The sequence below is a fragment of the Psychrobacter sp. Choline-02u-9 genome (assembly GCF_002836505.1).
Taxonomy (GTDB): Bacteria; Pseudomonadota; Gammaproteobacteria; order Pseudomonadales; family Moraxellaceae; genus Psychrobacter.
In genome coordinates this window covers 16,974-31,842 of the sequence record NZ_PJBF01000047.1, presented here as the reverse complement: position 1 = coordinate 31,842, position 14,869 = coordinate 16,974, and the positions used below count along the sequence as shown (strand labels likewise).

At 41.9% G+C, this 14,869-nt stretch carries 11 protein-coding genes; 5 read left to right on the top strand and 6 right to left on the bottom strand.

All coding sequences use genetic code 11. From position 1 onward, the window contains the following. Window positions 1–222: 222 nt before the first annotated feature. Window positions 223–1,497: a saccharopine dehydrogenase family protein gene (locus CXF69_RS06195; protein ID WP_102078472.1), complete on the bottom strand. Its 1,275-nt coding sequence runs from the start codon at window positions 1,495–1,497 to the stop codon at window positions 223–225. 275 nt (window positions 1,498–1,772) lie between these two features. Then, on the bottom strand, window positions 1,773–3,014 hold the full coding sequence (locus CXF69_RS06190; protein ID WP_102078471.1) for a carboxynorspermidine decarboxylase: 1,242 nt from the start codon (window positions 3,012–3,014) through the stop codon (window positions 1,773–1,775). A 99-nt stretch (window positions 3,015–3,113) separates the two neighbouring features. Between CXF69_RS06190 and CXF69_RS06185 the strand changes: the two genes are divergently transcribed. Continuing rightward, the gene (locus CXF69_RS06185; protein WP_101205049.1) at window positions 3,114–3,779 is read left to right on the top strand and encodes a DUF924 family protein; all 666 of its coding nucleotides are present in this window, start codon (window positions 3,114–3,116) and stop codon (window positions 3,777–3,779) included. Between the two features lie 136 nt (window positions 3,780–3,915). Here the strand turns inward: CXF69_RS06185 and CXF69_RS06180 are convergent, their stop codons facing one another. From CXF69_RS06180 to lpxB, 3 genes are all read right to left on the bottom strand, one after another. Next, window positions 3,916–5,169 (bottom strand): CAP domain-containing protein, encoded by a 1,254-nt coding sequence (locus tag CXF69_RS06180; RefSeq protein ID WP_102078470.1) that lies wholly within the window; start codon window positions 5,167–5,169, stop codon window positions 3,916–3,918. Window positions 5,170–5,490: 321 nt separating this feature from the next. Further along, window positions 5,491–6,369: a ribonuclease HII gene (locus CXF69_RS06175; protein WP_102078469.1), complete on the bottom strand. Its 879-nt coding sequence runs from the start codon at window positions 6,367–6,369 to the stop codon at window positions 5,491–5,493. A gap of 22 nt (window positions 6,370–6,391) precedes the next feature. Then, the gene (gene lpxB / locus CXF69_RS06170) at window positions 6,392–7,708 is read right to left on the bottom strand and encodes a lipid-A-disaccharide synthase (RefSeq protein WP_102078468.1); all 1,317 of its coding nucleotides are present in this window, start codon (window positions 7,706–7,708) and stop codon (window positions 6,392–6,394) included. A gap of 429 nt (window positions 7,709–8,137) precedes the next feature. Here lpxB and CXF69_RS06165 point away from each other — a divergent pair, with 429 nt between their 5' ends. After that, a complete protein-coding gene (locus CXF69_RS06165; RefSeq protein ID WP_102078467.1) occupies window positions 8,138–9,220 on the top strand; it encodes a 3-deoxy-7-phosphoheptulonate synthase in 1,083 nt (360 codons plus the stop codon). 234 nt (window positions 9,221–9,454) lie between these two features. On the opposite strand, the gene pepN is transcribed toward CXF69_RS06165, so the two are convergent. Then, window positions 9,455–12,055, bottom strand: a complete 2,601-nt coding sequence (pepN, locus tag CXF69_RS06160) for an aminopeptidase N (RefSeq protein WP_228706748.1) — start codon at window positions 12,053–12,055, stop codon at window positions 9,455–9,457. 418 nt (window positions 12,056–12,473) lie between these two features. Here pepN and CXF69_RS06155 point away from each other — a divergent pair, with 418 nt between their 5' ends. The 3 genes from CXF69_RS06155 to CXF69_RS06145 all read left to right on the top strand — a co-directional run bounded on the left by CXF69_RS06155 (window position 12,474) and on the right by CXF69_RS06145 (window position 14,784). Continuing rightward, window positions 12,474–13,082 (top strand): DUF6231 family protein, encoded by a 609-nt coding sequence (locus CXF69_RS06155; protein ID WP_102078465.1) that lies wholly within the window; start codon window positions 12,474–12,476, stop codon window positions 13,080–13,082. Between the two features lie 141 nt (window positions 13,083–13,223). After that, window positions 13,224–13,742, top strand: a complete 519-nt coding sequence (gene pal / locus CXF69_RS06150; protein ID WP_057760480.1) for a peptidoglycan-associated lipoprotein Pal — start codon at window positions 13,224–13,226, stop codon at window positions 13,740–13,742. Window positions 13,743–13,968: 226 nt separating this feature from the next. Beyond that, the gene (locus tag CXF69_RS06145; protein WP_145990083.1) at window positions 13,969–14,784 is read left to right on the top strand and encodes a 4'-phosphopantetheinyl transferase superfamily protein; all 816 of its coding nucleotides are present in this window, start codon (window positions 13,969–13,971) and stop codon (window positions 14,782–14,784) included. Window positions 14,785–14,869 lie beyond the last annotated feature (85 nt).

Sequence of the window (14,869 nt, the reverse complement as noted above, 5' to 3'; positions counted from 1 at the left end):
GACAAACATCTAATTTCTACCTTTACAGAATGTCTAGCGAATGATACAAAAGTAAAATACTACCTTATTTTTAATATAGATGATATTGAAAATCATTATCGTTTGATAATTTATTCTGTATAATTAAATAGACAATGACAATTTATTTTTCCTTTATAAAATAAAAAACCCACCTGACTCAATTAAAGTCAGATGGGCTTTTAGAATAGATATAATGACTAACTAAATATCAAACTCAAGCGCTCTGTCACCTTCGCTATCTTTGATACGCGTTGGCAGACCAATCTTATTTAGTAAATTGATAAATGGCTTGGCATCTAGCTCTTCGACATTGACCATCTTGCCTGCATCCCATTCGCCAGTCGCGACCAGTATCGCAGCAGCAACAGGTGGCACGCCTGCGGTATATGAGATACCTTGGCTACCAACTTCGTTGTAAGCATCTTTATGATCTGAGACATTGTAGATAAACACTTCAGTCTCAACGCCATTGATCTTGCCTTTGACTTTGTCACCAATGCAGGTCTTGCCTGTATAGTTCGGTGCAAGTGAGCTTGGGTCTGGTAGTACCGCTTTAACGACTTTCAGTGGTACAACTTCTTGGCCTTCAGCCGTCATAACTGGCTGCTCAGACAGTAGTCCTAGGCTCTGTAAGACAGTGAAGACAGTGATATAGTGCTCACCAAAGCCCATCCAAAAGCGAATGTTTGGTACATCTAGATTGGCTGACAATGAATGAACTTCATCATGACCACTTAGATAGCTGTTTTGCACGCCCACAACTGGCAAATCGTCCGTACGTTTGACTTCAAACATTTTATTAGACTGCCACTTGCTGTCTTGCCAAGAGTAAACCGTACCGGTGAACTCACGGAAGTTAATCTCTGGGTCAAAGTTGGTCGCAAAGTATTTGCCATGGCTGCCCGCATTGATATCAATGATATCGATATCCGTCACAGATCCTGCATCCATCATGTCATAGCCAAGACGCGCGTAGGCGTTGACCATACCGGGATCAAATCCTGCACCTAAAATGGCAGTGATATTGTTGTCTGCACAGCGCTGTTTGCGTTGCCATTCATAGTTGTTGTACCACGGCGGTGTCTCACAAATCTTACGTGGGTCTTCATGAATAGCCGTATCTATGTAGGCAGTACCTGTGTCAATGCAGGCTTCTAGTACGGTCATATTGATAAATGCCGAACCAACATTGATGACTATTTGTATTCCTGTGTCTTGTATCAGCTGCACGAGTGCTTGGCTGTCCATCGCATCGACTTGATGCGTATGCAAGACCGCAGCCTGCTTAAAGCTGTCTTTTTCTTTTACACTTTGGGCGATGGCATCGCATTTGTCTTTGGTACGTGAGGCGATATGAATCTCGCCAAGTACATCATTGTGCATCGCACATTTATGCGCGACTACTTGAGCGACACCGCCTGCTCCGATGATCAGTACGTCTTTTTTGTTGGGCTTAGCTTGTTGGTTTGTGTTCAATGAACAATCCTCCTTTGTGTCCCTGTCGATACCATTGATAGCGGCTATGCAAAACAGAAACGAGTGAATGATATGCGTGAATTAAAAAGGAAGACCGAGGAAAACCCACGCACCCGTCGGGCAAATAATACTCCATTATTTGCCCGACGCGATTATAACAATTTTTATTCCCTTATCGGTAAAAAATAATGTATCAATAGCAGATACCTTAAAATCACCCATTATTAAGACTAAGCCTTTGTTTTCTAATGTAGAAAAGTCACGAAAGTAACGCGTTAAGACAAGCTGGCTTTATAATCTTGATAATCAAACTCGCGCTGGATATCGATACTGCCATCCAACCGGCGGATGACAATCGCTGGCATGTTGACACCATTGAACCAGTTTTTCTTAACCATCGTATAACCAGCAGCATTACCAAAGGCAATCTGATCGCCTATCTGAAGATTACTCGGTAATGCATACTCACCAAAGATATCACCTGCTAAGCAAGAACGACCATAGATAATGGTATGGTCTGCCGACTCAGCATTAGCTTCAGACGGTGCAGCTTCTGCTGGATTACCAGTGGGTGCAATATTGGTAGCAGTATTATTGATCGCAGCAATCGGTGCTGACTCACGATAAATCAGTAGATCAAGCATATGTGCTTCGATAGACGCATCGACGACTGCTAGATTTTTTTGATTGTGCATGGTGTCTAACACCGTCGTCACCAAAGTACCTGCGCCGTGAATACTCGCTTCGCCTGGCTCAAGATACACTTGCACGCCATAAGTGTCGCTAAACGCTTTCAAACGTGCAGCCAATTTTTCTAATGGATAATCAGGCGCAATAAAGTGGATACCACCGCCCAAGCTCACCCACTCAAGCTGCGCTAAGATATTACCAAATCTTTCTTCAATATCAGCCAAGCTTTCGCTAAAGGCTTCAAAACTGTCATTTTCGCAGTTGTTGTGAATCATGACGCCAGTAATATCGCCAAGTACTGCTGCGATTTTATTTTTATCGTGCTCACCAAGACGGCTAAATGGACGCGCAGGATCAGCAATCAAAAACGATGAGTTGCTAGTCTTTGGATTGAGTCGTAGACCTACAGGTATATTTTGTGCGGCGGCTTGCGCTTTAAAAGCGTTGAGCTGTGAGATTGAGTTAAAGATAATTTTATCCGCATAGTTCAATACTTCAGGGATTTCATCTGCACTATAGGCGACGCTATAAGCATGCGTTTCTTTTTTATCGCTGCTACTGGCATCATCGTTATTGCCAAAGGTCTCATAGCCCAATCTCACTTCATTAAGTGAAGATGAAGTCGTGCCATGCAGATAAGGCTGCATCACATCAAACACGCCCCATGTGGCAAAGCATTTTAGTGCCAATAATGCTTTTGCACCAGACAGCTCACATAGCCTAGCGATGATTTTCATATTGGCAACGATGGCCGCTTCATCAAGCACGTAGTAAGGCGTTGGTGGCAATGTCGCGTTGATAGAATTCTCTAGATTTTTTGCATTCATAATAGATTACCTAATAGACACTCTGCTGTTGCTATCTTGACAGACAGATATAAATATTTGCGCTATAGTAGACTAAATTCATCATAATTAGAATATCTTATGGCACTCTCAACCGATTATTCCACCTCAGCCAGTCGATCCCATTCATCACAATTGGATCCGAAAAACATAGATTTGACTTACCTAGATCCTGATGCGCGTGCCGTGTTAGATTTTTGGTTTGATAAAAACAATGAAGCATACTGGTTTGAACAAAACGATCGTTTTGATAAGCAGATACAGGATAAGTTTGGCGGCATTTGGCATGCAGCGAAACAAGGCGAATGTGTCACTTGGCGTATCGCAGAGTCTTCATTGGATGGTAATAGCTCGATAACGGCATTGGCAGGACGCTTGGCAGAAATTATTGTGCTAGATCAGTTTTCACGCAATTTATGTCGCGGACAAGCAAGTGCATTTGCACAAGACGGTATGGCATTAGCACTCGCCCAAGAAGCCATTCAACAGCCTTATTTTGATACTCTACCGATGCAATGGCGTAGGTTTATTATCATACCGTTTATGCACTCTGAATCGGCCATGATTCATAAGCGTTATCTACCGCTATTTGAGCAATTAGATGATGCAAACACATTGGACTTTGAACATCGTCACAAACAAATCATCGATCAATTCGGGCGATATCCACATCGCAACGAGGTACTAAATCGCGACTCAACCGAAGATGAAAAGAACTTTTTAAAACAGCCTAATTCATCGTTTTAGGCCACATTCCTAGTATTGTACGAAGATAATTAAAGTTATTACACAAAAAATTATTACATAAAAAGAAGGTCTGAATCATATCACTGGTTCAGACCTTCTTTTTTACGATCAATATTTAGAGCGTATTAAATGATTATTAGTAATTTACCTTACCAGTAGTAAACGTAAATGACTGCTGCTCTAATGTTTTATCGTCAACCAAAATATCAAAGCTGACCTTATATTCGCTATTACCATAAAGTCCACAATTACCACCTTTATTACTACCTGATTCACAGCTTTTCAGCGCATCCGTTAATGGCAAAATAAATGCTTCATTTGTTGGTAGCGCATAATTCGTACCTTTGTACGGATCATTGTCAGAATCAAGCAATTGAGTCGGCACATCTATATTACGCTGCACATCTCGGAATTTAACGTTACTCACTTTAACTTTATCAGCGGATGGCATGTTGATATAAACCGGCTGTCCGATAGGATCAGTACGTAAATTGCGCCCAGAGCCTCTGACTGGATTTGGGGTTTCGTTATAAAGTGCAGTAACTGTCCCCGTCACATCTTGACATGGATACGTAAAAACACCTTCAAACGTTTTATTTGTCGTAGTTTTTGTCCCTGCAGCATTGCTTACCAAAACATAGCCTTTATTGTTAGCAGCATTTTTACTACTAGGCGTATAGGTAACCATCCCTGTTCCTACTACGCCTGAAGTTGGCAACATTAAAGAGCGTAGATGATAAGGCGCTGACAACAACGACTTTGCCATAGAGCTTGCCACGGCTTCTGTACTCAAAAAATTGCCTGCCGAGCTGTAATAGACAGACTGGGCAATGTTTTCAGTGACACCATATTGAGAGTTGCCATAGTCTGCATTGATCAATCGATCTGCCAAATCTAATCCACTGAAAAAAGGATTGTTAGAACCTGTCACACTAGCAATATCGCTGATTTCATTTTCAAAATGCGCGTTAAAGCTGGTTGGTGAGCTATTGGCAAATACATATTTAATGTAATTTGCGTGCTGAATGGCAATATCGTCTAATTCTGTATCAACGGATAAACCATTTAGACCACAGCTGGTTCTTGCTAGACTGAACTGATTATTTGCACTTAATGCTGCTTGTACATTATTATCAGCTGACCCATTATCACCAGCGTTAGGAGTACCATCGCTTGGCTCGTCACCTTGACTAGTTGGTGTCGCTATAATCGGTGCAGAAATGATAGGTTCCGACGTTGTTGGCTGGGCTGTTTCATCATTTTGTGAACTGTCTGGTGTATTAGCAGATGTAGAACTGCTATCAGAATCCCCACCTCCGCCGCACGCGCTGAGGAATATCGTTAAAAATAGCACTGCCGCAAGATTTTTTTGAGAAGTATAAGAAGTCATCGCTCATCCTATAAAGTAATAACCTGCTTGTGAAAAGCAATGAGAATAAAAATCAGTTACAGGGTAGTTAGTGATTGATTTAACAGTGTTTTATTTCAATATAATGTCTATTGTATTACAAGTTATGAACTTTTGCTCATTATTTTGTAAAAAACTTGCTACTCGCTGATTGCAAGTAACAGGTTTCTTTTTAGGTCTATAAATCAACACTATGCTTAAGCTATTTCCAAGGCAAAGATATCATCTATAAAGTACGATTCTTTTGTCTCCGCTATACAGTCATTTTTTCATGAACATGTTTCTATAGTCACTTGTTTATAGCTACTGTATTTCTAGCGCTTTTCTCACTGGTGCAAAACTACGTCTATGCGTTGGCAAGACACCATATTTTTCGATTGCTTCCATGTGCGCGCGCGTCGGATAGCCTTTGTGTTTGGCAATACCATATTCCGGATATTGAGCATCCAGTGCATACATCGTCTCATCACGACTTACTTTTGCTAATATACTGGCCGCTGCAATACTAGTATGACGCGCGTCGCCTTTTACCCATGCTTGACAATCAATCGCAGATGGCGCTACCTTTAAATGTTTAAAGCTATCATAGTTCAACTCAGGGCAACGATTTCCATCAAATAGTACTTCGATCTTTAATTGATCGAGCAACGTGCTGTTAACATTTCCAGTAGTCGAAAATTTTTCAAAAATCACTTCTAGCAACGATTCAGTACATAAGCGCATACCAAGCATTGTTGCCTGCAAGATATTCACTTGATCGATTACTGCTGCTGGTATATCAGCGATGATATAACCGATAGCATGCTGTTGCACCAATGGATAAAGGATATCGCGCTTTTTTTCACTCAGTTGTTTGGAATCTGTCAGTATCGATAACGGCGTGTCTTTGAGCGGTTGTTCCTCAATCAATCCTGACCAGGTCGCAGGTAATATTGCCGCCGCCACATTGACACTACCTAGTAATGGCCCACGTCCTGCTTCATCAACGCCGATTTGCAGTATTGACTGCTCTGTCTCTTGGTTATCATAACTGAGATATTGGGTAAGCAGCTCAGCGGTATTCATTTGCCCATATAAACGTATGGGCGCTGCTAACTGTATATATTGTCCTTTCACATCAATATGCTCAATATTGATGTCAATCGTTTGAACTGAGCTTTCTGTATGTTGGTTGATATGCATAATATTAAAAGGTCTTTCTCGTTTAATTAGGATTGACGGTATCGGTATTTTGAATAAACCACTGTTCAATCACGCTGTTTGCAGGCTCATGGTTACTTTGCTGTTGTAGCGACTGCTTTGTCACTAGTAAGTCGTGTAATTGCTCGGCATAAGCGCGTGGTTGCAGCAATCGCATTACGGTGCGGCAGATATTGTCACCGCTCGCCTGCTCTTGAATCAGCTCAGGTACGATTGGCGCATTAGCCAATATATTAGGCAATGCCACATATGGTACTTTTACCAGACGCTTGGCTATTTGGTAAGTCAGCTGATTTAATTGATAGACCACTACCATCGGACGTTCAAGCAGCATTGCCTCCAGCGTTGCTGTCCCAGATGCCAGCATCACAATATCTGATGCCGCCATGGCATGTTGGCTAAATTCTGGCTGGGTATCATCGTAGACCACTACAATTGCTGCACGTAGCTGTTCTGAGCGTTGGTCGATCACTTCTTGCACAATATATTGATGGTTTTGATCGACCGTTGGAATAATAAAGCACAGCTTAGGATCTAACAGGATTAACTTTTGGATGCCATCAAGCATCAATGGCAAAATGGCTGTAATTTCACCGCGCCTAGAGCCTGGCATCACACAAATAAGCTGACTCACATCATCGAAGCGTTCGATGAAGAACTGCTGCAACCCATCATTGTCCCAAACGAGCTCACTGCGACGTTGATTGATTGGTGTATCGATAAGGGTCTGATCAATGGTTCGTAGTAATGGATGGCCCACACAGATCGCTGGATGGTTATGTCGCTCATAAACTGGCAACTCAAACGGGAATAGACATAGCACCAAATTGGTCGCCGCTTTAATATTATGAATACGCGACTCGCGCCACGCCCAGATAGAAGGACTGACGTACTGCACACAGAACACGCCTTGGGGCTTTAGTTTTTTGGATACTCGTAAATTAAAGTCAGGTGCATCAATACCGACGAACCAATCAATATTGGCAACCTTAAATGCGCTCAGTAGCTCGCGGCGCGCTTTGAGCAAATCGGGTAGCTGCGACATGACCTCAACCAGACCCATCACTGCCAAGCGCTCTAACGGGAAAATACTCTGTAGCCCTTGCGCCTGCATCTTTGTACCGCCTACGCCTACCCAGACAATATCATCACGTAGATTATTCATTTGCCGCATAAAATCTGCGCCTAAGCTGTCACCAGATACCTCACCTGCGACGATGCCTATCACTAGCGGCATAGCATTTATATTTGGTACTTGAGAATCCGTCTCGGCTTGATGAATGAGGTCAGTATGGTGATGAGACGTAGCAGAATCTGTCATGACAAGCTCTCGATATTAGAAATACACAAAATAAAATAAACCGTTATTATAAAATATAACGTAATAAATCAGCGATACAGCATCACGGATAATGTGCACACTCATCCGTACTGTTTTAATGCCACAGTTTGGGCCACCCATCGCTAATGTTGCTATCATACTTGACGATGATACAAATAGCGAAATTCACGCATAAAATCTGAGCGTTATGCATCAAAAACTCAACCAACTCTTATTAATAGATAGAAAAACCAAATGCTAAACGTGCATTTAGAACGTCAAATATCATGCTAAGTCTCTATAAGTATAACTAAGTTTTAGTTTTCTCATTCCAGTTATCAGTCAATTAACTGCTCGACTACCCTTGTCAACCAACACTTTTGTCCGCATAATGAATGTTCCTATAAATCAGCTAGACGATATATAACCATGACAACATCAGTTACCCATAATGCAGATATTGACGACGTGAATATTGAAAAATTTATTCCTTTGATTACCCCCGCCGAGCTAAAAGCCGAGCTGCCTCTGTCAGACGACGCGTATAACACCGTACTAAAAGGTCGTAATACTATTCAAGATATCTTGGATGGTAAAGACAAGCGTTTGTTTGTGGTCATTGGCCCTTGCTCTATTCACGATATCAAAGCCGCTCACGAATATGCCGATCGTTTAGCCGTATTGGCAAAAGAAATCGAAGACAGTGTATTTGTGGTCATGCGTGTTTATTTTGAAAAACCTCGTACGACGGTTGGCTGGAAAGGCATGATCAACGACCCTGACATGAATGACAGCTTTGATATAGAAAAAGGCTTGCGCACGGCTCGTAAATTGCTACTTGATTTGAATGAAAAAGGTCTACCTTGCGCGACCGAAGCACTTGATCCAAATACGCCGCAGTACATTCAGGATCTAATCAGTTGGTCAGCCATTGGTGCACGTACCACTGAGAGCCAAACGCATCGCGAAATGAGCTCTGGTTTATCATGCCCAGTTGGCTTTAAGAACGGTACTGATGGTGGTATGACAGTTGCTGTAAATGCCATGCAAGCGGTTAAAGAAGGTCATAGTTTCTTAGGTCTATCGTCAGATGGTAAAGTCTCTATCATCAAATCTAAAGGTAATCCTTACGCGCACGTGGTACTTCGTGGTGGTAACGGTAAACCTAACTATGATGAAACTGCGGTAGCCCAAGTTGAAAACGAGCTGGCAAAAGGCAAAACCAATAGCAAGATTATGATTGACTCAAGTCATGCTAACTCAGGTAAAGACCCTTACCTACAACCGATGGTTATCAAAAACGTCGCCGAACAAATTCAAAATGGCAATAAATCAATTATCGGTATGATGATTGAGAGTCACTTAAAAGGCGGCAATCAAAAATTGACTGCTGATTTAAGCCAGCTTGAGTACGGCAAATCTATCACCGATGGTTGCCTAGATTGGGATAGCACCGTCACAGCACTACGTGACTTACGTGATATGGTAAAAGATGTGCTACCAAATCGCTAATAGCTATCCACGATAATTTATCGTCGAGCAAACAATAAAAAGCCCCTTGCGCATCAGTGCGAAAGGGGCTTTTTATTTATGAACATTCTATAAGAAACACTCTATTCTAAAATTTGATTAGCAATGACCAGCAACGATACATGTTTCGTTAATTGGTCAGAGCTAGCCTTATTTTTACATTAGTATTTTTATAACATTAATATTGCATTTCAATGCATATTGCACTGCTCTTAATTAACTATTTGCAGCACCTAACACGCTCTCTAAGCTTTCGAGCACATGCTTAGATGAGACATTCTTTTGTAAATCAACCAGCTGCTCATGCGCCATTTGACGACGAGGCTCAGCCAACGTATTCCAGCGGGCCAGTACTTGCAATAAGCGTGACGCTAACACAGGATTGGCATCATCTAATTTTTGAATCACGCCTGTATACATCTCTAAACCTTCTGCCGTCCAAAGTACCGTCGGTTGCGAGCTAAAAGCGCTGATAACTGAGCGGACACGGTTAGGCGTATTCCAATCAAAGTCCGTGTGCGTTAGTAGCGACTTGACCATATCAGGTGTCACATCGTCGGCGGCAGCTTGGACACTGAACCACAGATCGATAACCAAATCATTTGCTTGGAAACGCTCATAGAAGTCTGCTAAGTACTTATCTGCACCTGTCAATTGATGATTGACCATGGTCTTCAATGCACCAAAGCGCTCAGTCATACAGCTCGCATTGTCATACTGCTGCTGTGCCCAGTCTGCCGCATCATCCACATTGGCCGTCAATGCCATATCGAGTACGACATTACGCAGCGCACGAATGCCTCGAGCTTCAGCGCTATCCTCATAAGACTGCATTGGCAGGTTTTTGTAAAGCTCAGCCCATTGGCCTTTTAACTTATCAGCCACTTGCTTGTATAGCCCATCGCGCTGCTCTTTAACCAACACTGGATCGTAGTCTTTAGAAATAGCAGAAGCCAGCTCTTGCGCTGATGGAATATCAAGCAATCGTGCCGCTAGCATCGCATCATCAGCTGCTAAGACAGGCAGTGTCTGCGCTAATGCTTCTAGGTATACATCAGGGCTGCTCTTCGTACCTTGGCCTTGCAGCAAAATACGATTTACCAGCATTTGAGTTACTTGCCAGCGGTTAAACCCATTGGTTTCATGCTTAAGCAAAAACGCTAAGTCTGCATCTTGATAGTCATAAGTGAGCTGGACTGGCGCGCTAAAGTCACGTAGTAATGACACAACAGGCTCGCTCGCTATATTTTCAAAGACAAAGGTTTGCGTCGCCTCGTCAAGCAATAACATACGCTCAGCGACGATAGCGCCTGAGTCTTTATCAAACAATGCCGTTGCTACAGGTATCGGCAATGGTTTTGGTGCATCAAAGCCTTTAACATGGCGTGTTTGCTGATTCAAAGTGATGATCAGCGTCTGTGCTGCGCTATCATAGGTTTGAGAACCTGATACCACTGGCGTACCAGGTTGACGATACCAATCAATGAAATTCTCGATTTTGTCATCAGTGATACTAAGTGCTGATAAAAAGTCCTCAACCGTTACCGCTTGTCCATCATAGCGACGGAAATACTCATCTGTTCCTTTGCGGAAATCATCTGGCCCTAACGTATTAGCAATCATGCGTACAATTTCAGCGCCTTTCTCATAGACAGTCGTTGTATAAAAATTATTAATCTCAACGAAGCTCTCTGGACGTACTGGATGCGCTAATGGGCCTGCATCTTCGCTGAATTGATGGGCACGCAAGGTCGCTACGTCATCAATACGCTGTACCGCGCTTGACTGTTGGTCTGCTGAGAATGACTGATCACGGTAAACGGTAAAGCCTTCTTTTAAACAAAGCTGAAACCAATCACGGCAAGTAATACGGTTACCAGTCCAGTTATGAAAGTACTCATGAGCGATAATGGCTTTTACGCTAAAACTACGAGCATCGGTGGTCGTTTCAGGGCTAGATAACACACAAGCGGTGTTAAAAATATTCAAACCTTTATTTTCCATTGCACCCATATTGAATTGGCTTACCGCCACAATCATGTAGCGATCTAGATCGTAGGCTCGCCCGTAATTGACCTCATCCCATCTCATCGCATCTTTTAGGGCTTGCATACCGACATCACATTTATCGATATCAGCAGACTTGGCATACAACTCAAGCAATACTTCTCGACCTTCGCTAGTCGTATAAGAATCTGTCAATACATCTAAATCGGCTACCACACAGGCAAATAGATAGCTTGGCTTATTGGTTGGATCGTGCCAGATGGCATAATGGCGGTCTGGTGCATCGGCCACTTCGCCTGCTTCGACTAAGTTACCATTGGCCAACAACGTCGGATAGCGCTTATCTGCTTCAAGTCGCGTGGTAAATATCGCCAACACATCAGGGCGATCAGGATAAAAAGTAATCTTACGGAAACCCTCTGGCTCGCACTGAGTCACAAACATCGTGTCGTCGCCACTGCCTGCCATATATAAGCCTTCAAGCGCCGTATTGGTCTGCGGACAGATACGTACTTGAATGTCTAAAGTAGCTCGCTCAGGGGCATTATAAATCGTCAGCTTGCCTGCTTCCTGCTGATAATCCTCAGTGCTCAGCGTCTTACCATTCATCGTAATCGTTAGCAGCTCTAATGACTCACCAAATAAGACGATATCCCCTGCTGTCTGACGTACCATCTCAAGCGTACTGTCTACCTGCGCATAGTCTTCAAACAGCTTAATATCTAAATGTACTGTCTCGACATCAAAACTTGGTTTGGTATAGTCTTTTAAGTTAATCTTACTTGGCGCATGGGGCGGCACATCTGGCATTTCAGGATTGATGATTTGTGCATCAGTTTCAGCAGTAGACATATGGTGTCCTATTATTATCAGTGATTTGGTTATAAGGTAGTTTTACTAGGGATAAGCAATATAATAATGAGTAATATCATTTCGCTATTTGCAGAAGGCTCTAGTGCAAATAAAGACTTAGTCTTTAGGCTAACTAATCAGCTAAGCATATACACATAACTTTGCAATGATTAAGCTAATTTTTATTACTAATTTGACTTTCTCTTTAAGCTTATAGCTAGATTGACCTAAATCGCTAAATTTCAAGTATGTAAAGTAAGATATCGTCGGTTCAATATGATTTGAATATGAAACATACGTTATCAATTGGATAATGTCGTTGAAAATGATTTAATAGTCATACTGATGACCAATCATTTGACTAACGGCCTATTATATGACAAAAATTACGGTGAAACGTGCAGACATTACCCTACCTTTGCTTATAGAGTATGTTGATGCATTACTACCCTCATTGACGACTCAGACAGAACTGTCACCTGAGCATAACAAAAATAATAATGAAGCATTATGGGTAACACATAACAATGCAGATTTATTAGCACTACAAGCACAACTTGACGATACTACATCTACTAATGAGAACACTGAAGCAAGGCTGAACGCACGACACTTATCAACGTTATCAGATCTTGCTAAACAGCATGTACCTGATCGTTATGAGCTTGCTTGCTTTTGGCTGCCTACCTTGTCAGAAGAGCTGACTCAACACTATGTGCCGCTACTGATGCGCTACCGTGACCTGTATGCCGCGCATTTGCTTATTGCATTAGATAGCTCGATAGATTTGAAACCTTATGGCTTTACGCCATTTGATATATTGAGTGAGCCATCTCTAAATATTGATGACATTCAATCTATTACCTCATCAACCGTTACTGCGACGCTTTGGCAATTTAATCTATATGACTACAAACAACTCCCAAATTGGCTCAATGCTGATTACTGGGCCAACCCTGAAAACTGGGGCAAGCACCGCTGGTAATACGCTCGATTTTATCTATCGTAATTTACAGTAAAAATACTTACATAAATTAACATTTAGTATATTATAGATAGAGATTGCCTAAGTTTTATCGGAAGCAGTTTAAAAAAACAAATTTAATTAAAATTTTAGGAGCTCGTCATGTCAATCAGTTTTTCTAAGATCGCTGTTCTTGCTGTATTATCAAGCGCCGTTGCACTAACCACTGGTTGTGCTACCAAGCGTTCTACCTCAGAAGTTGTCGTTGCCCCGCTAGGTATTCCAGGTGGACAAGTTGGCTACAATGGTGCGGTTATCGTTGATAACTCAAACGCTGTCATTACTGGCGCTGAGAATATTCAAGCAGTGGTCTACTTTGCCTTTGATAGCAGTGAAATTACTGCTCAATCAGCGAGCGTCCTTAACCAACACGTAAGCCTATTAAATTCAAACCCAGCAGCTACTGTCGTTATTGCAGGTCATACTGATGAGCGTGGTAGCCGTGAATATAACATGGCACTAGGTGAGCGACGCGCACAAGCTGCACGTAACTACCTAGCTGCTCAAGGTGTCACTGCAAACAACATCCGTGTGATTAGCTATGGTGAAGAGCGCCCTGCAGCAGCTGGTAACACTGAAGACGCGTATGCACAAAACCGTCGTGCTGAGCTGTCTTACTAAATTGTGATTTAGCGTTATTTATAGAGTTTGATAGTTTAATTAAAGCCCAGCAATATACTATTGCTGGGCTTTTGATATTCTTGACCAGATAATTAAATATAGATTATTTAGACATAGCTATTGAGATATGACTATCTATGAGCAAAATACTAAATACATAGCGTTCAGACTTACACAATTTTATATACTCAATTCTATAATAATCATTTTTGACGACTAGTAATATATGCCGACTTCCAACCTTACCCAAATACAGTATACTCAACTCGACACCACGACATGGTGTGTGACTGCTCAAGTGAGTGAGTCAATCAGTCATTTAGTCACTGGAAGCTTATGGAACAAGTCATTATGGTTGTCATCCTGTAATACGTCGTATAAAGGCATCATTAAGCTCAATAATCTAAGCTGGCACTATCAGGTGGCGACAGCAGCACCTAGACACTCAGTACCTGCTCTAGCACGTAAACAGCGTCAGCAGCAGCGGCAAGGCGTCAGGCAACTATTACAAGAGCTGCTCAAAAAATTAGAAATAGATGACACCTTGGATGAGTCAAGCTTTCCCTATCGGCTCGTTAATAGTCAGCATTACGTATGCTTTAGCCATACAGGAGCTAGTAGTTCAAAGCAAACTACAGAATCGAATCAGACAAATTGTACACGTTTACATAGCAAAATAGCGGTTGTTATCAGTCATCAGCGTCCTGCTGGTATCGATATAGAGACCAATAATATTGCGTGGCATGTAGTCAAGCGTTTCTATTCAGAGAACGAGCTGATCATTTTACAGGGGCTCTCTAAAGATCAACGAGAACGCACTACCAAACTATTATGGCAAATAAAAGAAAGCTTTATCAAAGTGAACCAATATACATTAGCTCAAGGCTTAGGTATGGATTACTCTCACCTTATTCCTAGCTTGATTGAAAATAATAGAGAGATTAACGCTTCTTCTGTAATCACTGATATTAAGAACACAGATTACCAATCTGTTTACCGCATTGCCACGTTACAATCGCAGCAGACTGTCATCGTTTTTTAAGCAAGGTTTTCTAAGTAAAGTTCAAACCTGATTTTTAGAATATCTTTCATTATTTTAAGCATAAAAAAACGACCCTAAAAAGGAT